The sequence below is a fragment of the Paraburkholderia sp. NPDC080076 genome (assembly GCF_050281145.1).
Lineage (GTDB): Bacteria > Pseudomonadota > Gammaproteobacteria > Burkholderiales > Burkholderiaceae > Paraburkholderia.
Genome location: NZ_JBNNWQ010000009.1, coordinates 145,763 through 164,041, shown reverse-complemented (window position 1 = coordinate 164,041; position 18,279 = coordinate 145,763). Strand labels below are relative to the sequence as shown.

General features: G+C 64.3%; 20 protein-coding genes. 11 read left to right on the top strand and 9 right to left on the bottom strand.

Annotation, left to right across the window (positions count from 1 at the left end):
- The gene (locus tag ACQKRQ_RS30580; protein ID WP_408177033.1) at positions 1-1,191 is read right to left on the bottom strand and encodes a M20 aminoacylase family protein; all 1,191 of its coding nucleotides are present in this window, start codon (positions 1,189-1,191) and stop codon (positions 1-3) included.
- Positions 1,192-1,325: 134 nt separating this feature from the next.
- Between ACQKRQ_RS30580 and ACQKRQ_RS30575 the strand changes: the two genes are divergently transcribed.
- Positions 1,326-2,234, top strand: a complete 909-nt coding sequence (locus ACQKRQ_RS30575) for a LysR family transcriptional regulator (protein WP_132382255.1) — start codon at positions 1,326-1,328, stop codon at positions 2,232-2,234.
- A gap of 6 nt (positions 2,235-2,240) precedes the next feature.
- On the opposite strand, the gene phnN is transcribed toward ACQKRQ_RS30575, so the two are convergent.
- The 3 genes from phnN to phnF are packed head-to-tail and all read right to left on the bottom strand — an operon-like array spanning position 2,241 to position 4,275.
- On the bottom strand, positions 2,241-2,795 hold the full coding sequence (gene phnN / locus ACQKRQ_RS30570; RefSeq protein ID WP_132382253.1) for a phosphonate metabolism protein/1,5-bisphosphokinase (PRPP-forming) PhnN: 555 nt from the start codon (positions 2,793-2,795) through the stop codon (positions 2,241-2,243).
- Between the two features lie 2 nt (positions 2,796-2,797).
- The gene (locus tag ACQKRQ_RS30565) at positions 2,798-3,520 is read right to left on the bottom strand and encodes a DUF1045 domain-containing protein (protein ID WP_427481271.1); all 723 of its coding nucleotides are present in this window, start codon (positions 3,518-3,520) and stop codon (positions 2,798-2,800) included.
- The gene (phnF, locus tag ACQKRQ_RS30560; RefSeq protein WP_132382249.1) at positions 3,517-4,275 is read right to left on the bottom strand and encodes a phosphonate metabolism transcriptional regulator PhnF; all 759 of its coding nucleotides are present in this window, start codon (positions 4,273-4,275) and stop codon (positions 3,517-3,519) included. Before phnF ends, ACQKRQ_RS30565 begins: the two co-directional genes overlap by 4 nt.
- Before the next feature lie 181 nt (positions 4,276-4,456).
- Between phnF and phnG the strand changes: the two genes are divergently transcribed.
- The 7 genes from phnG to ACQKRQ_RS30525 all read left to right on the top strand — a co-directional run bounded on the left by phnG (position 4,457) and on the right by ACQKRQ_RS30525 (position 10,401).
- Complete coding sequence (phnG, locus tag ACQKRQ_RS30555; protein ID WP_427481270.1) at positions 4,457-4,954, top strand: phosphonate C-P lyase system protein PhnG; 498 nt, start codon at positions 4,457-4,459, stop codon at positions 4,952-4,954.
- A complete protein-coding gene (gene phnH, locus ACQKRQ_RS30550; RefSeq protein ID WP_132382245.1) occupies positions 4,954-5,577 on the top strand; it encodes a phosphonate C-P lyase system protein PhnH in 624 nt (207 codons plus the stop codon). Before phnG ends, phnH begins: the two co-directional genes overlap by 1 nt.
- Entirely contained in the window at positions 5,577-6,707 is a 1,131-nt protein-coding gene (locus ACQKRQ_RS30545) for a carbon-phosphorus lyase complex subunit PhnI (protein WP_427481269.1), read from the top strand. The genes phnH and ACQKRQ_RS30545 overlap by 1 nt, the downstream gene beginning before the upstream one ends.
- Complete coding sequence (locus ACQKRQ_RS30540; RefSeq protein ID WP_408281829.1) at positions 6,704-7,636, top strand: alpha-D-ribose 1-methylphosphonate 5-phosphate C-P-lyase PhnJ; 933 nt, start codon at positions 6,704-6,706, stop codon at positions 7,634-7,636. Before ACQKRQ_RS30545 ends, ACQKRQ_RS30540 begins: the two co-directional genes overlap by 4 nt.
- The gene (gene phnK, locus ACQKRQ_RS30535) at positions 7,633-8,403 is read left to right on the top strand and encodes a phosphonate C-P lyase system protein PhnK (protein WP_427481268.1); all 771 of its coding nucleotides are present in this window, start codon (positions 7,633-7,635) and stop codon (positions 8,401-8,403) included. Before ACQKRQ_RS30540 ends, phnK begins: the two co-directional genes overlap by 4 nt.
- A gap of 8 nt (positions 8,404-8,411) precedes the next feature.
- Positions 8,412-9,176 (top strand): phosphonate C-P lyase system protein PhnL, encoded by a 765-nt coding sequence (gene phnL, locus ACQKRQ_RS30530; RefSeq protein WP_427481267.1) that lies wholly within the window; start codon positions 8,412-8,414, stop codon positions 9,174-9,176.
- A gap of 91 nt (positions 9,177-9,267) precedes the next feature.
- Positions 9,268-10,401, top strand: coding sequence for an alpha-D-ribose 1-methylphosphonate 5-triphosphate diphosphatase (locus ACQKRQ_RS30525; protein WP_408177023.1), 1,134 nt, complete (start codon positions 9,268-9,270; stop codon positions 10,399-10,401).
- A gap of 61 nt (positions 10,402-10,462) precedes the next feature.
- On the opposite strand, the gene ACQKRQ_RS30520 is transcribed toward ACQKRQ_RS30525, so the two are convergent.
- The 5 genes from ACQKRQ_RS30520 to ACQKRQ_RS30500 all read right to left on the bottom strand — a co-directional run bounded on the left by ACQKRQ_RS30520 (position 10,463) and on the right by ACQKRQ_RS30500 (position 14,935).
- A complete protein-coding gene (locus ACQKRQ_RS30520) occupies positions 10,463-10,909 on the bottom strand; it encodes a lytic transglycosylase domain-containing protein (protein ID WP_132382234.1) in 447 nt (148 codons plus the stop codon).
- A gap of 18 nt (positions 10,910-10,927) precedes the next feature.
- A complete protein-coding gene (locus ACQKRQ_RS30515) occupies positions 10,928-11,335 on the bottom strand; it encodes a hypothetical protein (protein ID WP_243658525.1) in 408 nt (135 codons plus the stop codon).
- The gene (locus tag ACQKRQ_RS30510) at positions 11,332-11,640 is read right to left on the bottom strand and encodes a hypothetical protein (protein WP_132382232.1); all 309 of its coding nucleotides are present in this window, start codon (positions 11,638-11,640) and stop codon (positions 11,332-11,334) included. The genes ACQKRQ_RS30515 and ACQKRQ_RS30510 overlap by 4 nt, the downstream gene beginning before the upstream one ends.
- A 332-nt stretch (positions 11,641-11,972) precedes the next feature.
- Positions 11,973-13,787, bottom strand: coding sequence for a diguanylate cyclase domain-containing protein (locus ACQKRQ_RS30505; RefSeq protein ID WP_427481405.1), 1,815 nt, complete (start codon positions 13,785-13,787; stop codon positions 11,973-11,975).
- Complete coding sequence (locus ACQKRQ_RS30500) at positions 13,787-14,935, bottom strand: ABC transporter substrate-binding protein (RefSeq protein WP_427481266.1); 1,149 nt, start codon at positions 14,933-14,935, stop codon at positions 13,787-13,789. Before ACQKRQ_RS30500 ends, ACQKRQ_RS30505 begins: the two co-directional genes overlap by 1 nt.
- Before the next feature lie 477 nt (positions 14,936-15,412).
- On the opposite strand from ACQKRQ_RS30500, the gene ACQKRQ_RS30495 reads away from it, so the two are divergent.
- The 3 genes from ACQKRQ_RS30495 to ACQKRQ_RS30485 all read left to right on the top strand — a co-directional run bounded on the left by ACQKRQ_RS30495 (position 15,413) and on the right by ACQKRQ_RS30485 (position 18,192).
- The gene (locus ACQKRQ_RS30495) at positions 15,413-15,655 is read left to right on the top strand and encodes a hypothetical protein (protein WP_408177016.1); all 243 of its coding nucleotides are present in this window, start codon (positions 15,413-15,415) and stop codon (positions 15,653-15,655) included.
- Positions 15,656-16,033: 378 nt separating this feature from the next.
- Positions 16,034-16,816, top strand: coding sequence for an ABC transporter substrate-binding protein (locus tag ACQKRQ_RS30490; protein ID WP_132382224.1), 783 nt, complete (start codon positions 16,034-16,036; stop codon positions 16,814-16,816).
- A gap of 260 nt (positions 16,817-17,076) precedes the next feature.
- Entirely contained in the window at positions 17,077-18,192 is a 1,116-nt protein-coding gene (locus tag ACQKRQ_RS30485) for a succinylglutamate desuccinylase/aspartoacylase family protein (protein WP_408177015.1), read from the top strand.
- The last annotated feature ends 87 nt before the right edge of the window (positions 18,193-18,279 follow it).

Genomic DNA, 18,279 nt, shown 5'->3' with positions numbered 1-18,279 from the left:
TCACTGGCCGAGATAGCGCTCCACCAGCCGCGTCCAGAACGCCGCGCCGACCGGCAAATTGCGGTCGTTGAAGTCGTAGTGCGGGTTGTGCACCATGCAGCCGTCTTCGCCCGCGCCGTTGCCGATGCGCAGGAACGTGCCCGGCCGCTTCTGCAGCATGAAGGCGAAGTCTTCGCTGCCCATCAGGATGTCGGTCTGCGCGACCACCTTGTCGTCGCCGACCAGTTCGCGCGCCACCTCCACCGCGAAGTCCGTTTCGGCATCCGAATTGACCACCACCGGATAGCCTTCGATGTACTCCACCACCGCCTTGCCGCCGTAGCTCGCGGCCTGGCTTTCGGCGAGCTCGGTAATGCGCTTCTTCAACAACGCGCGTACTTCCGGGCTGAACGAACGCACGCTCAACTCCAGCTTCGCGCTGCTCGAAATCACGTTGTTCGCGGTGCCCGCATGCATCGAGCCGACTGTCACCACCGCCGGTTGCGACGGATCGACGTTGCGCGCGACGATGGTCTGCAACGCCATCACGATGCTCGCCGCCACCACGACCGGATCGACCGTAAGATGCGGACGCGCCGCGTGGCCGCCGACGCCTTCGATCGTGATGATCGCCTTGTCGCCCGCCGACATGAACGGCCCTTTGCGGAACAGCAGCACGCCCGGCTCTTCGCCCGGATGGTTGTGCACGCCGAACACGGCATCACAGGGGAAGCGCTCGAACAGGCCGTCGTTGATCATCTTCAACGCGCCGCTGTCGATGCCGCTCTCCTCGGCCGGCTGGAAGTACAGATGCACCGTGCCGGAAAAATTGCGCGTGGCCGCGAGCCGTTGCGCGGCGCCGAGCAGCATCGTCGTATGACCGTCGTGGCCGCATGCGTGCATCTTGCCGTGCGTGCCGCTCGCATACGGCAGGCCGGTTTGCTCGACGATCGGCAGCGCGTCCATGTCGGCGCGAATGCCGATGCTGCGCTTGCCGTCGCCCACCTTCAGCGTGCCCACCACACCCGTCTGGCCGACGCCGCGCGTGACCTGCCAGCCCCATTGCTCGAGCTTCTCGGCGACCAGCGCGCTCGTCTGGTGTTCCTCGTAGGCCAGTTCCGGGTGGTGGTGAATGTGATGGCGAATCTCGCGCAGGCTGTCGGCGGCGGGCGCCAGGTCGGACACTTCGGTAAAACGCGCGGCTTCGCTCATCTCTAGGGCTCCATGGATTCATGGCCGCATCAAAACGCGGCCAACAGGCCAGCACTATAGCCACGCCGTTTTGTTCGAATAAGATGCTGTTTTTTTCACCCCGATTAACAAGCGTTATATACGGGATTACCCCAATGAAACCGCAGCAGTTGCAGGCGTTCGTCGCCGCCGCCCATCACCGCAGTCTGCGCGCCGCCGCGCGCGAGCTCGGCGTGACGCAACCGGCCGTCACGCATACGATCCGCGAGCTCGAAAGCGCGCTGAATGCCGAACTGATGGTGCGCAGCGTGCGCGGCATCGAATTGACGGCATGCGGGCTCGCGCTGCTGCCGCGCGCCGAGCAGTTGCTGGGCGACATGCGGCGCACGGTCGAAGCCGTCGAACAGGTGAAGGGAGAACTGGCCGGCAAGGTCAGCGTGGGCACCATGCCGTCGATCGCGCTCACGGCGCTGCCCCATGCGGTCTCGAAGTTTCGCCGCGCGATGCCGCTGGTCAATCTGCATCTGGAAGAAGTGACGATCCCGGACGCCGTCGCGCGTTTGCGCAACGGCGCGCTGGATATCGCGGCGATCCATCACGTGCAGGCGCTCGACAGCGATCTGGTGCAAGCGCCGCTCTATTCGACGCAGTTCGTCGTCGCCATGCGCGCGGGGCATCCGCTGGCCAACGTGACGCGCCTGCATGAACTGCTCGACGCGGAGTGGATCGTGACCGTGGGCGCCGATCACTTCCCGCACAGCGTGATGATGGCGATGTTCAACGCGCACGGCCTGCCGGTGCCGAAGCGGCTGGTGCGCGCGCCGTCGTCGTTCGCGGTGACGCTCGGACTGGTGTCGCAAACCGATGTGATCGGCTGCTTCACGCGGCCGCTCGCGCAGATGGTCGCGCCGCTCGGCATCCGCGTCGCGCAGATCGAAGAGGCGCTGCCGAACTACGATCTCAGCATCATTTCGCGGCGCGGCCTGCTGCCGACGCCGGCCGTCCTGCAGTTCGTGTCCTGCCTGCAGGACGCCACGCGGGAACGCATGGCGATGGCCGAATAATACGGCTTACTGAACGTCGGCTTCCGCCTTGAGGAACGCAATCAACGCATGCCCGGCTTCGTTCAGCTCGCCGGAATTGTCGATCGTGGTGCAGCGCACGCCATCCGGCAACGAGAACGGCGCGCGGCGCGCGAGCCGCGCCGCCACCTGTTCCGCCGATTCGCGTGCCCGCGCGCCGAGCCGGGCTTCGAGAATATGCGGCGCGGCGTCCACATGCACCACTTCCGTATTCGGATAACGCGCCAGCACATGCTGCAAATGCTGACGCGAGCCGTTGACGACCACCGTGCAGCCGCGTGCCAGCCACACATCGAGTTCGATACCGATGCCGTAGCGTAGCGAGTGGCTCGACCATTCGAGCGCGAACAGGCCGAGCACGGAACGCGCCGCGAACTCTTCGACGCTCAACGCCACGTGTGCCTCGCCATTGCCGCTCGGCCGCGTGATGTAGCGATGCGCGAACAGAATCGGCTCGCCCATCAAGTGCTTGCGTGCGAACTCCAGCAACGAATCCTTGCCCGCGCCGGACGGCCCCATTACATAGATCAAACGACCTGTCATTGTTATTTCACCTCGTCGGTCCGGAACGGCATACGTTGCCACAGCACGAACGGCTCGCCGGGAGCCGGTTCGACGAAGAGCGCGGCGTGATCGACAAGCAGCGGCCCGAGCGCGGCCGTTCGCGCCTGCCACCATGCGACCAGCGTGGCGCGCTCCTGCGCGTCGGCGAGCGAACTGGAAAGCGTCATGTGAAATCGGAATTCGTCGAACACGTACGGATAACCCCATTCGATCAGCAACGCGCGTTGCAGTTCGCTGAGCGGGGCCGCCAAACGGCGCGCCAGATCGGCCGCGGACTGCCGCGCGCGCAAAGCATCGAGCGTTTGCAGCGCGCTCGTGGCCACGTCACGGATGCTGGCTTCGCCTTGCGCATCGGCGGGCCGCAATGCCACGAAATCGCCGAGCGTCGCGGCTTCCACCGGCAACGCGAATGCGCTTCGGGTCCGCGCCCACTCACGTGTAGCTTGCAATACGTGTGCCTGCGTCACACCGTCGGCGAGTCGAAACGGCGCGACCAATGTGCCGTGCCAACCGTAGCGGCGCGGCGCTTCGGTGAGTTCTGCGAGTGGACGCGTCAACTCGGGAGGTTGAGGAGATTCGCAGCGCTCGCCGCTTTCCGCGTCGCGCGCGAGCCACGCCGAGCCGGCCTGCCACCACGCCGATTCACGCGACGGCGCGTAATACACAGCGAAACGAGCGTCGGCACCCCATACGGCGCCGCTCATAAGTCGTGCTCCACCAGCAGTTGCACACGGTCCGCGGCAAAGTGCGTGAAGCCGTATTTGACCGGCGTGCCTTGCAGATCGACATCGACGTTTTCGACCCACAGCACCGGTTGCTGACGGTTGATGTTCAAACGCCGCGCCACCTCCGGCTCGGGCAGCACGCTGCCGATACGGCTCCACTTGCGCAGATAGTCGTGCACGCCGAATTCCGCCATGGCCTTGGTGATGCCGCCGGTGCGCTCCAGCACCTCCGGCAGGTCCGCGAAACGCGCCGCGGGATACCAGTTGCGCGCGAACGTGAGCGGCACGCCGTCGGATTCATGCAGCGATTCGATCCGGTAGACCGACGCGCCGGCGCGCAGACTCAGCGCCTTCGCGACACTCGGCTCGGCCTTCACGCGCGCGGCCGACAACATCGTGCCCGCCGCGGCGTGATGCTGCTGGCGCAAGTTTTCTGTAAACCGCGTGCGGCGGCCAATCGTATAGTCGATGGCGCCGGGCTGCACGAAGGTGCCGCGCCCCTGCTCGACGCTGACGAGGCCCAACGCCGCGAGACCCAGCATGGCCCGGCGCACGGTATGCCGGTTCACGTCGAAGCGTTTCGCGAGTTCGCCCTCGCTCGGCAGGCGCCCTTCTTCGCCGAAACCGCTGGCGGCGATCTCCGCCGCCAGGATCTGCTCGATCTGCCGCCACACGGCAACGCCCGCGCCGCGTTCGAGCATCGTGCCCGGCGTCGCGTTGTCGTTCGATGTCATGGTGCTGTCATTCCCTTGGGTTCAAATATTCTCTATGACGTGCATTGTAGTGCGCAAGCCGTGATGGAAATGTGAAACGGCCGGCATGCGCTACACGGCTCGACAAGCATACTCCTAAACGTCTAGACGTTTAGATGAATAGATGGTCAAATGTCTACTCGCTGGATCAACAGGAAATTCGATGAGTGCCACTTCCGCCTCGCCTTCCTCCGCTCCGCCACCGGCTGTCCGGCGCGCATGGATGGCCGTCCTGGCCCGCACGCCGCGCGCCGATCTCGAAGCCGCGCTCGAGCGCGCACTGCGGGACATCCCCACTCCGACGTATGACTGGCTGCGCCCACCCGAGATCGGCCTTGCGATGGTGCGCGGGCGCGTCGGCGGCAGCGGCGATCCGTTCAATCTCGGCGAAGCCACGGTAACGCGCGCCACCTTGCGTCTGCGCGCGTCGGGCGACGCCGCCGCTGCTGTCGGCGTGGCGTGCCATCTGGGCCGCGACCGCCGCCGCGCCGAATTGGCTGCGTTCGCAGACGCGCTCCTGCAAATGCCTGAACATCACGCCGTCTTGCATAAGCAAGTGATCGAGCCGTTTGCCGCGCAGCAGGCCGCGAAACGCGCCGGGCGGCAACAGGACGCCGCGGCCACGCGCGTCGAATTCTTTACGATGGTCCGGGGCGACTGATGGAAAACTCACAGATTGCATTGTCCACCGCGTTATCCACCTTAGCGCCGGGTTTCGCAGACCCGGTACACGACACCCAGGCGGTGTTTCGCACCCTGCTCGACGCGCTGTCGCGGCCGGGCACGGTCGGCGTGATCGAGAACGTGCTGCCCGAAGGGCGGGCCACACGCGCCGAGCTCGCCGCCTTCGCCGCGCTGCTCGCGCTCTGCGACTACGCGACGCCCGTGTGGCTCGCGCAACCCGATACGGCGCTGGGTTCGGCATTGCGCTTTCACACCGGCGCGCCGCTCGTCGACGAACCGGGCCAAGCCGCGTTTGCCTATATCCACGACGCAAGCGCGTTGCCGCCGCTGGAACGCTTCGCGCTCGGCGCGGCGGAATCGCCCGAGCAATCGGTCACGCTGCTGATCCGCGTCGACGCGCTGACGGGCGGCGCGCCGATCGTGCTGAGCGGCCCCGGCATCCAGCACACGGCGACGATTGCGCCGGTCGGCCTGCCCGAGCATTTCTGGCGCGAACGCGCCGCGCTCGCGCCGCTCTTTCCTTGCGGCGTCGATTGTTATCTCGTCTGCGGCGCGCGCCTGATCGGCCTGCCGCGCACAACTCAAGCGAAGGTGAACTGATGTACGTTGCCGTCAAGGGTGGAGAACGCGCGATCGAAGCGTCGTGGCGTCTGCTCGACAAGGCACGCCGCGGTGACACGCGGCTGGCCGAACTCAGCGTCGCGCAGATTCGCGAACAATTGCGCCTCGCAGTGGCGCGCGTGATGACCGAAGGCTCGGTCTACGATGAAGAACTCGCCGCGCTTGCGATCAAGCAAGCCGCAGGCGATCTGGTGGAAGCGATCTTCTTGCTGCGCGCCTATCGCACCACGCTTCCGCGTTTCGGCTACACGCAGCCGATCGATACCGAAGCGATGCATGTGGAGCGCCGCATTTCGGCGACCTTCAAGGACGTGCCCGGCGGGCAGTTGCTGGGCGCGACGTACGATTACACGCAACGTCTGCTGGATTTCGCGTTGCTCGCTGAAGGCGATGGGGCTGTTAGCGTAGCGCCGTCGCCTTCGAATCAAGTCGCCGCAGTGGAAACGGAAGCGATGCCGCGCGTCGTCAGTCTGCTCGACAAGGAAGGGTTGATCGAACAGGAACGTCCCACGCCGAACGCGCCTGAACCCGGCGATCTGTCGCGCGAGCCGCTCGCCTTTCCCGCGAGCCGCGCTACACGCCTGCAAAATCTCGCGCGCGGCGACGAAGGCTTTCTACTCGCGATGGGCTACGCGACGCAGCGCGGCTATGCGCACTCGCATCCGTTCGCGGGCGAGATCCGCTTCGGCACGATCGCCGTGGAAATGGAACTCGACGAGCTAGGCGAAACAGTCGAAATCGGCGACATCGACATTACCGAATGCCAGATGATCAACCAGTTCGCCGGCAGCGGCGCGGTGCCGCCAACCTTCACGCAAGGCTACGGTCTCGCGTTCGGCCACTCGGAGCGCAAGGCGATGGCGATGGCGCTGGTCGACCGCGCTTTGCGCGCCGAAGAGCTCGGTGAAACGCTTGCCTCGCCGACACAGGACATCGAATTCATGCTCTCGCATAGCGATAACGTCGAAGCGTCCGGTTTCGTACAGCATCTGAAGCTGCCGCACTATGTCGACTTCCAATCGGAGCTGGAACTCGTGCGCCGTTTGCGTGCGCAGCACGCCATGCAGAATGAGGATCAACCCAACGGCCAGCAGGAGCAGGCAGCATGAACGCGCCCGACACATCTCTCGCCACCGCGTCCACCGCGTCATACGACAGCGCTGCCGACGGCTACAACTTCGCGTACCTCGACGAACAGACCAAGCGCATGCTGCGGCGCGCCTTGCTCAAGGCCGTCGCCGTGCCGGGTTATCAGGTGCCGTTCGCCTCGCGTGAAATGCCGCTGCCGTTCGGCTGGGGCACCGGCGGCATTCAGGTCACCGCGGCGATCATCGGCAAACACGACACGCTGAAGGTGATCGATCAGGGCTCCGACGAAACCACCAACGCGGTCAACATCCGCCGCTTCTTCGCGCGCACCACCGGCGTGGCGACCACGCGCCGCACGGTCGACGCGACGATCATCCAGACCCGTCACCGCATTCCCGAAGCGCCGCTCACCGACAAGCAGATTCTCGTCTATCAGGTGCCTATGCCCGAGCCGCTCTTTCGACTCGAACCGCGCGTCGCCGAATGCAAGAAGCTGCATGCGCTCGCCGATTACGGTCTGATCAGCGTGAAGCTTTACGAGGATATCGTGCATCACGGCAGTATCGCGACCACCTACGACTACCCGGTGATCGTCAACCATCGCTACCTCGCTTCGCCCTCGCCGATTCCGAAGTTCGACAATCCGAAGATGCATATGAACCCCGCGCTGCAATTGTTCGGCGCCGGCCGCGAACGGCGCATTCACGCAATTCCGCCGTACACGCCGGTGCGCAGCCTCGACTTCGACGATCACCCGTTCGAAGTGCAGAAGTGGCAGCACGCGTGCGCGCTGTGCGGATCGACGGAGAGCTTTCTCGACGAAATGATCGTGGACGACGCCGGCAAACGCATGTTCGTCTGCTCCGATAGCGACTACTGCCACGAACGCCGCGGCGACGCGGATCTCGATCTGCCGGCACGCGAAGCACGCAAAGGAGAGCCCGCATGACGCCGCTTCTGAGCGCCCGCGCGCTCACCAAACAATACGGCGGCCGCAACGGCTGCAGAAACGTCAGCTTCGATCTGTATCCGGGCGAAGTGTTGTGCATTGTCGGTGAATCCGGCTCGGGCAAGACCACACTGCTCAACACGCTCGCGCTCAAAACCGCGGCCGACAGCGGCTCGCTTCACTACACGGCCACGCATGGCGACCAGCTCGATCTGCTCGCATTGTCCGAACCGCGCCGCCGCTTGCTGATGCGCACCGAGTGGGGCTTCGTCCAGCAGAATCCGCGCGACGGACTGCGCAGCGGCGTCTCGGCCGGCGCGAATATCGGCGAGCCGTTGATGGCCGTCGGCGCGCGTCACTATGGCGATATCCGTTACGCGGCCACGCAGTGGATGGAGCGCGTCGAACTCGACGCTTCGCGTATCGACGAATTTCCCGCTGCGTTTTCGGGCGGCATGCAGCAGCGCTTGCAGATCGCGCGCAATCTCGTCACCAGTCCGCGGCTCGTCTTCATGGACGAACCCACCGCCGGTCTCGACGTGTCGGTGCAGGCGCGTCTGCTCGATCTGCTGCGCACGCTGACATCCACGCTGCATCTGTCGGTGCTGATCGTCACGCACGATATCGGCGTCGCGCGTTTGCTCGCGCATCGGTTGATGGTCATGCAGGGTGGCGAAGTCGTCGAAGCGGGCCTGACGGATCAGGTGCTCGACGATCCGCAGCACCCGTACACGCAAACGCTGGTTTCCTCGGTTCTGCCGGTTTGAGGCTCACAATGCGATCCATTGAAACAAGCAGTGAAGCGCGCGCCGGCGAGCGCGCGTTCATCGACAACGCGGCGCTGATGCTGCGCGCGGTCGGCATCGGCAAGACGTTTATCTTGCATGGCCAGGGCGGCGTGCAGATCGAAGCGCTCGCGGGCGTCTCGCTCGAAGTCGAGCGCCGCGAGTGCGTGGTGTTGGTCGGACCGTCGGGCGCGGGCAAGAGCACGCTGCTGCGCTGCCTGTACGGCAATTACCTGGCAAGCCGCGGCTCGATTGCGATTCGCGATGCGGCGAATGACGGCCGGCCCGTGTCGATCACCGGCGCCGAACCGCACGACGTGCTGCGCCTGCGCCGTGGCGTGGTCGGTTACGTGAGCCAGTTTTTGCGCGTGATTCCGCGCGTGCCGACGCTCACGCTCGTCGCCGAACCGCTGCTCTCGCGCGGCGTCCCTGAAGACGAAGCGCGCTCGCGCGCCGCCGCGCTGCTGGCCAGATTGAATGTGCCGGAACGTCTGTGGTCGCTCGCGCCCGCCACATTCTCCGGCGGCGAACAGCAGCGCGTGAATATCGCGCGTGGTCTGATCGCGGAGCATCCGCTACTGTTGCTCGATGAACCGACGGCCTCGCTCGACGCGGAAAACCGCGACGTGGTCGCCGATCTGATCGTCGAAGCGCGCGAGCGCGGCGCGGCGATCGTCGGGATCTTTCACGATGAGGATACGCGCGGCAAGGTGGCCACGCGCCGCCTGGAACTGCAGCCGCCGCTGCGTCACTAAGTGACACCAAACGGCACTACACTGACGCATGCGGCGTCAACACAGCAACCACACAGCCACACTCAAGTCTGACTGACTACGGAGCAAGTCGATGTTGATCAGGAACGCTCGCATCGTGACGCGAGACGAAGTATTCACCGGCGTGCTACGCGTCGAAGACGGCGTGATTCGCGACGTCGAGCGCGGCACGACCAGCGCGCGCGAAGCCGAAGATTGGGACGGCGACTATCTGTTGCCCGGTCTGATCGAACTGCACACGGACAATCTGGAGAAGCATCTCGCGCCGCGTCCGGGCGTGCAATGGAATACGGATGCCGCCTTCGTGATCCACGACGCGCAAGTGGCCGCGGCCGGCATCACCACGGTGTTCGATGCGCTCGCCATCGGCTCGCGCACGAACGTGGGGCTGCGGGGCCGCGACTTGCAGACGCAATGCGCGGCATCGCTCACACGGTTTTCCGAGCGCAAGCTGCTGCGCGCCGAACACTTCCTGCATCTGCGCTGTGAAATCGCCACCGCCGACGTCGTGGAAGTGTTCGACTCGCTGTGCGCGCATCCGCTGCTGCGGCTCGCCTCGGTGATGGATCACACGCCGGGTCAGCGTCAGTGGCACGACCGCGAGCAATGGCGCCGCTTCCAGGAACGCAACGGCAAGCTGAGCGACGAACACGTCGCGACCGCGCTCGCCGAACTGTCGGTCGAACAGGCGCGTTACGCCGATGCGCACCGCCGCGAGATCGTCGCACGCTGCAACCGCCTCGGCATTCCGGTGGCGAGCCACGACGACACGCTGATCGAACACGTCGAGCAGGCCAAGGAGGAAGGCATCGTGCTCGCCGAATTCCCGACCACCCGCATCGCCGCCGAGGCCGCGCGCGCACACGGCATTTCGACCATCATGGGCGCGCCGAACATCGTGCGTGGCGGCTCGCATTCGGGCAACGTATCGGCGCTCGAACTGGCGCGAGCCGGCTTGCTCGATATCCTGTCGTCGGATTACGTGCCGTCGAGCCTGATGACCGCCGTCTTCGAACTGGTCGACAAAGCCGGCTGGACCTTGCCGCGCGCGATGGCGACGGTCTCCGCCGAACCGGCGCGCACCGCCGGTTTGCACGACCGCGGCGCGATCGAAGCGGGTTTGCGCGGGGACTTCGTGCGCGTGACGATGCTCGATAAGCTGCCGGTGCCGCGCGCGACGTATCGCGGCGGGGCACGGATCGTTTGAAGGCTTTTTTATAGGGCTTTTATTGCTCGCCGGGCTCGCGATGCGCGGCTCGCGAGCATCTTCATGGCGTGGACGGCAACTGCCCCCACGCCACCAGCACCTTCTGAATCCCACGCGCATAGGCATCGCGCTGCTTTGGCGTTTCCGAGTGGTAAGCGCCGATCGCGCGCCACGTATTGCCGTGCTTGACCATCTTCTGTTTCAGCAGCCAGGCGGCCACGTACACGTTCACGCACGGATCGATCAGCGCGCGATGCGGCACGCCTTCGCGCGCCAGGTCGTCGAAGTGAATCGAGTTGATCTGCAGCTGACCCACGTCGATCGAACCATTTGCGTTCTGGCGTATCGCGCTCGCGTCACCCTTCGATTCGTACCACGCAAGCGCTCGCAGCACCCACGGGTTGACGCCCTGATACGCCGCGGCTTCGTTGAAGCAATCGTCGGCCGCTTGCGCGACGCCGCACACCGACAGGCAGGCGAGCGCAATAAGGAAGATCTTCAAGGACATGACGCATCCTTCCGCTAGTTAGTGATAAAGAGTGGCGAGCGTCGGGTCGCCGCCCGATTTACTGGCCAACGCCTGATCGATCTGTCGTTGCACGGAGTCGAGATAGGCACGCGAGGCGTCGGACACGACAATGCGCACGACCGGGCCCGGCGGACTTCTGCGCTCCTGCGTCTGAACCGCCCCATGCGGCTTCTTTCGACGCGTAGCCGGTTTGAGCGGCAAGTCGTCATCGGTTGCGGGCGGAGGCGGAAGCATGGCGAGCGACGGCAACGGCGGATAAACCTTGTCCGCCGCGGCGGGAAATGCTGCGGGAAATGCGCCGGCGGATTGCAGGTCCGCGCCCGGCTGGCCGGCAAAGGCCGGCGCGCTCAGAAGCGCGGCCAGCGCCAGCAAAATGATGCGAACCGTCACGGTACCCTCCATCATTGAACCGTCCTGATCGACACGCTATACGGCTGACCCACTCCGGCGGTGCGGTTCTCGAAGTTCACGCGGGCCGTGCGCTGTGCGGGCACGCCCTTCCATACCGCCTGGTTCAGGTACGCAAAATCCTGCCCCAGCGCGGTCACGAGAACGACGGTGGACTGCGGCTGCGCGGCGGCCAGCGCGCCCGCTTTGGCGAGCACGGCGCTGAGTTGCGGATCGCGCGCGCCGAGCGCGTCGGGCGGAATGTCGAAACTGATCACCTCGTTCGGCGCCTTGTCCGTATGGGCCGCAGTCGGCGGAGGCATCTGGGCGCACCCGGCGAACGCGAAAACGGCAGCCAACAACCCTATCTGTCGCTTCACGGCAATCTCCCGTCAAATCCGTTGCTATATCGGAGTTTTCGGCAGGCCCGCGGCAAAGTTGATATGGCGGAAACGCTTCGCCGAAAATCAAAAAGACTTGCCTCAAGATCGGCGCAAACGATTGCTTCGACGCTCGGCAAAGCGAGGATCGAGGCAAAGTTGTCTCGCGGTTTTGCCGGGGAGAGAGCAGCAGGCGGCGCGATCGGAAAGCAATTAGAAAGCAACCGGCAAGCAACCGGCAAAGCTGGGCGCGCAGCTCAAGCGTAACAGCCGCATCAGGCCATTGGCTTGGCCTCGCGCCCTTCCGTTACGCCTACGTCTGCCTGCGCGTGCGCCTGCTCGAGCTGTTCGCGGCGGCGCATTTCGAGCACGACGTGATAGCGCATATAGGCGCAGCGTCCGCCGGATTTGGCCGCGTACATCGCGGCGTCGGCGTTGAGCAGCAACTCCTCGGCCGTGCCGCTGTCGTCGGGGAACTGGCTGATGCCGATGCTCGCGCCCACCGTCATGCCCTGCCCGTCCACGCGGAGTTCCTCGTTCAACGTCGCCATGATCCGCGAGGCAATCGCGGGCGCTGCCTCCGCCGAGCGCGGCCCCTCGATCAGCACGATGAACTCGTCGCCGCCCAGACGCGCCACCACATCCGCGGAACAGAGCACCTGCTTCAAGCGGCGCGCCACCGCGACGAGCACCTTGTCGCCGACGGCATGGCCAAACTGGTCGTTGATCTGCTTGAAGCGGTCCAGGTCGACGAACAGCACGGCCAGCCCTTCCTCGCGCCGCGTCGCTTCGTCGATTGCGCTTTCGAGCTTCTCCATGAACAGCACACGGTTCGGCAGTCCGGTCAGCACGTCGTGCGTGGCGAGATGCACGAGCTCGCGTTGCTTGGTGTGCAACACGTCCATCTGCGATTTGATTTCGCGGCGCAGCCGGTCGAAGCAGCGCGCCAGCACGCCGATCTCGTCGGTCCGTTTGAGCGGCAGCGTTTCCATGGCGTGCTCGGCGAACAGATGCGTCGCCGCGTACGCGAGAATGTGCAGCGGCTTGGTCAGCGCGCGCGCGAACAGAACCGCAAGGAACAGCGCCAGCACGCTGAAAATCAGCACCATGCGCACGATTCTGTTGCCAAGCAGATTCGCGCCGGACAGGACGTCCTCGAGCGGCTTGGCGAGGCCGAGCACGATGAAGCGGTTGCCCTCCAGATCGCCGAACGGCCTGCGCACGAAAGCGAGCACCTGGCCGGCGGCCTGCCGTGGCCGCCCAAGGCCGTTGACCAGCACCTCGCTTTGCGTCTGCTCGAACAGCGGCTTGGTGACGGAGAAACTGTCCTGCATCAGCACGCGCCGGCCGCGATCGAAGCCGAAGGTTTTCGACACATCCGGATTAACGAGGAAATCGCCCCACTCGTTAGCCAGATAGACCTGATAGTCGCTCGGCAAATCGCTTTGCAGGCGCTTGAACAAACCCGCCAGATCGATGTCGATCACGATCACGCCCACCACCGCGCCATTGGCGTTCGACACCGGCGTGCCGACCCGCAAGGTCGGCTTGCCCTCCGCGGCATGCGTGCCGTACTCGTGGTTGACCGAGATCGGTGAGGTGTAGATGCGGCCCGGCGAAAACGCCAGCGTGTCGAACACGTACGCGAACTGGCCTTTCTCCTGCAGCTTGTTGCCTTCGACGCGCACGAGACCGTCGGCGTCGCGGTCGAAGCGCACCAGTTCGAGTCCATAGTGCTCGCGCGTGATCAGACGGACTTGCAGGTACTCGGGGTGATGCACCATGAAACTGGAATACACCTGCGCCAGCCGTTCGCGCGCCACGTTCGGGCCGATACCGTCGTCGGTCTGCGCGACCTCCGCCGTGGACGGCATGCTCGCGAGCACGAGCGCGTCGGCGGCGACGTCGTCGATCGAGGTGGAAAAGCGCTGGCCGAGCAATTCCGTCGACGTAAGCAGGCTGCGCTCGGCTTCGTTCACGAGCATCGTGCGGTTGGCGCGATACGCGTAATAGCCGGTCGCGCCGGACGCGAGCACGCCGATGCACGCAAGCAGCACGGATAGTTTGAAGGTCAGCCCCGGGCGTATCATCAAAAACGCTCCGACCGGTCCCCGGACACGATTCTGGCCCACAGGTCCTCGCGCCGCTGAATATCTTCGACCGGGCCGATCCACACGATGCGCGCGTTATCGCTGTTTTCCGCGGGCGCCGTCAACGTGTTGGCGAGTCCCTGGCGTTGCGTCAGCAAGGCGCTCACGTCCGGTTCGAGCATGTAATTGATCCACGCGAGCGCCAGCGGCTGATCGGCCGCCGCGCGCGTCATCGACCAGCAATCCAGCCACGCGAGCGCGCCTTCGTCGGGAATCACGTAGCCGACGTCGGCTCCCGCGCGGCGCAGCAATTCGACCTGCTGGGTGCCGTAGTTGCCGAACATCAGCGCAACCTTGTGCTGGATGAAAAACGCGGTCGCCTCCTCGGGCAACGTGTAATAGGTCAACAGATTGCGGCGCAGATCGACGAGCTTGTGCGCGATCGCGCGCATCTGCGCGGCATCGAGCTGAAAAGGATGGGGATAGCCGAGCGCCAGCGCCGTGAACGAGAAATTGTGCTGCGCGCTATTGAAGTCGAGCACCTTGCCGCGGTAGCGCGGATTCCACAATTCGCGCATGGAGCGCGGCGCCACGGCGACCTGCTTGCGGTCGTAGATCAGGCCCATCGACGAATACGTGAACGGAATGGCGTACGCCTTGCCGCCCGACGTGATGCCGCCGATCGACGCGAGCGCCTGAAAGCGCGGCAATTGTTTTTTGGTGTTCGGCAAGCTGGCGAGATCGAGCGGCGCGAGCAGATTCGCCTGCGTGTAGCGCTGGATTTCCGCGGTATTGGCGGCGAGCACGTCGAAAGGCGGCGCATGTTTGGCGTGCATCTGCGCCCACAGCGCCTCATCGGAATCGACCAGCGTCACTTCCACTTTGGCTTGATAACGCGCCTCGAAATTCTTGACGACGTCGGCGTCCGCGTAGCCGGGCCATGCCAGCACGCGCAGAATCTTTTCTTCGGCTTTAACCGGCGACGCCAAACAAACGCCCAGGCAGATAACCGCGCCAATCAGAAATGTTAAATATCCCGAACAAACGCCGCGACACGACAAACGCGCGCGCGCCAAGGCGGCAGCGATTCGTGGATGGAAGAATCGTTTACAAAAGCGCTTTTCATCTGCCGTCAACATCATGTGCATACCCAACACCGTTTAGCAGAAGGCCTTTCCGACGAGCGCAAACACGCGGACTCGATCCGCGGACGGGGTGCTCGGTGACTTTCTTCAGACAGATGCGCTCGATGCTGCGTGTAGCGGAGCGCGAGGAGCATCGATGATAGCGCTAAGGAAACCATTTTTGGTTTTTGGCTTAGCCAGAGTCGAAAAAATATCCGGTCGGACGTGATGCATCAAAGCCGCTCAACTGCATTTAACGGCACTTTATGCGGAAACTTTAACTCGCCGCCTATCGATTGAAACGCGCGCAAGCGCTGTAATAGCGCGCGATTGTCCGCGCTCAATAACGCCATTCGGAGATAGAGGGCCGCCTCTAAAGAACCCCGCGCCGGTGCCGATAAACTCTCTTGCCCAGTCCGCCGCCGGCGGTCGACGGCAGCGTCGCCGGATGTCGCGCGGCCTGTCTTGCGGGCAGTCGAAGAGTCGGACAAGAAACAGACAATGCGCTTGAGCAAAACAGAGTGGATGTGGGTGGCCGTCGCGGCCGGGTCGATCGGGTGCTTCGGCAGTTGGCTTCAGGGCGAAATGAACCGGGCCGCGCTCGCGCGCACTGAGCGCGAGACGCCGGACATGCGCGGCACCTGCGCGGGCATGTCCGCGCAGGAGGCGCAGATGATGGACAAAGGCGAACTGTGGTGCGGCGAGGTCGGCGCCGGGCGCGCGGATTCGCTGGGTAAGCAGTAAATAAGGAGTAAATGGCCGGTTTTTAGTCCGCCGCGCCCGAGTGGCTTGAATCGCGCGTCATTCGGCCGAACTGCAATACGGACGCAATTAGCCAACTTCATTACTACGCGATTACATGCGCAAGGCGAGCGGCCATTCCATCCAATACGCATCACGGCCGCTTTTGAATCTCCACCACACTTGGACCTTAAAAGCTATCCTCCCGCGCCATCCGGTGTTTCACTAGCTACCCAATCTTTTTGAACTGATAAGCTTGGCGCGCGCTGCTGGCCGCCCCGGCTGGCAGCTTCAACCCAAGCCCGGTCGTGAGTCGCGCCGGGTGACTCGCAGCGGTACAACCGCATGCGGGCGTATTTGAACTACACGAGGAGTTAAACAGTGAAAAAACTGCTAGCGGCTTTGACGGTTGCTCTGCTTGCTACCGTCTCGATTGGCGCACACGCTAAAGAGTGGTCGACCATCCGTTTCGGCGTTGACGCCAGCTATCCTCCGTTTGAGTCGAAGGGCTCGGACGGCAAGCTCGTTGGCTTCGACATCGACCTCGGCAATGAAATCTGCGCGCGCCTGAAGGCCAAGTGCGTGTGGGTCGAAAACGACTTCGACGGCATGATCCCGGCCCTGAAGGCGAAGAAGTTCGACGGCGTGCTGTCGTCGATGTCCATGACGCCGCAACGCGCCGAGCAGATCGCCTTCTCGAACAAGCTGTTCAACACGCCGACGCGCCTCGTCGCGAAGAAGGGTTCGGGCATCCTGCCGACGGCCGACTCGCTCAAGGGCAAGACGGTTGGCGTGGAACAAGGCACGATCCAGGAAACCTACGCGAAGACGTACTGGGAAGCGAAGGGCGCGAAGGTCGTGCCGTATCAGAACCAGGACCAGGTTTACGCCGACTTGCTGTCGGGCCGTCTGGACGCAGCGCTGCAAGATGCGGTGCAAGCTGAAATCGGCTTCCTGAAGACGCCGCGCGGCGCCGGCTTCGACTTCGTCGGCAAGAACCTCGACGATCCGAAGATCCTCGGCAACGGCGCGGGCATCGGCATGCGCAAGGAAGACACCGATCTGAAGGCGAAGATCGACAAGGCGATCGCCGACATCATCAAGGACGGTACGTACAAGAAGCTCGAGAAGAAGTACTTCGACTTCGACGTGTACGGCAGCTAAGTTGCCAACTCAACCAGCCATGCGCGTCTGACGGCGCGCCGGCCGGTTTGCCGAAACGGGCTCCGCCACATGCGGAGCCCGTTTCATTTGCGGCGCCGCATAAAACCACACACTGCGTCATATCGGCTAAGATCGTGCGATCGAGGCGCCCGCAAGGCGCCACCCGCCGGCCCCGAGACTGACCGGCCGCCAAGCAAGTTTCCCCACTGTTATCAACGAGATAGCGCGGCACGCCCCACCTGGCCGCGGATTTGAAAACTATGCAAACCCAAACCCATCCGCTGATTGCCCCGACGCTCGGCACCGCCCGCAACCTCATGAGTTTCCACTACGGTCCCGGCGGCGGGCAGAAGATCTACATCCAGTCGTCGCTGCATGCCGACGAGTTGCCCGGCATGCTGGTGTCGTGGGCGCTGCGCCGCAAGCTGGCCGCGCTGGAAGCGGCCGGCAAGCTTCGCGGCGAAGTCGTGATCGTGCCGGTGGCCAATCCGATCGGCCTGAACCAGCACTTTCTCGGCCATCTGACGGGACGCTTCGAAACCAACACCGCGCAGAACTTCAACCGCAATTTCCATGATCTGTCGGCGCTGGTGCAGCCGGTGATCGAGTCGCGCCTGACCGACAACGTCGACGCCAACCGCACCGCCATCCGTACGGCCATGCGCGAGGCGCTCGACGCGCAACAGCCGGCAACCGAACTCGAATCGCAGCGCCTCGCACTGCAAAAACTTTCGTACGACGCCGACATCGTGCTCGATCTGCACTGCGACTGGGAAGCCGCGATGCACCTCTACACGAATCCGGATCTGTGGCCGGAAGTCGAGCCGCTCGCCTGCTACCTGGATGCCAAGGCCTCGCTGCTCGCGCTCAATTCGGTGGGCAACCCGTTCGATGAAATCCACAGCTTCTGCTGGTCGGATCTGCGTGGCCGCTACGGCGACCGCTTCCCGATTCCGAACGGCTCGATCTCGGTCACGATCGAACTGCGCGGCCAGCGCGAAGTGTCGTACGAGTACGCCGAGCACGATGCCCAGGCGATCATCGAATACCTGACCTCGCGTGGCGTGATCGACGGTACGGCCGCTCCGCTGCCGCCGCTCGAATTCGCCGCCACGCCGCTCGCCGGCGCCGAGCCGATCGTCGCGCCGATGAGCGGCGTGCTGGTGTATCGCTGCGAAGTGGGCACCTGGGTCGACGTGGGCCATGAGATCGCCGATATTGTCGATCCGCTGACGGAGCAAGTCGTCACGCTGAAGAGCAGCGTGGCCGGCGTGCTGTACGCACGGCATTTGACGCGCTTTGCGACGGCCGGCCTGGAGTTCGCGCGCATCGCCGGCGCGAAGGCGTTCCGCAGCGGCTCGCTGTTGAGCAACTAAAGCGCAACCGTGGACGGTGCCGCGTTGCCGCGCATTGCACCGGTAAAAGCTTGAGCCGAAAGACAAATCGCCCGCTGTTTCAGCGGG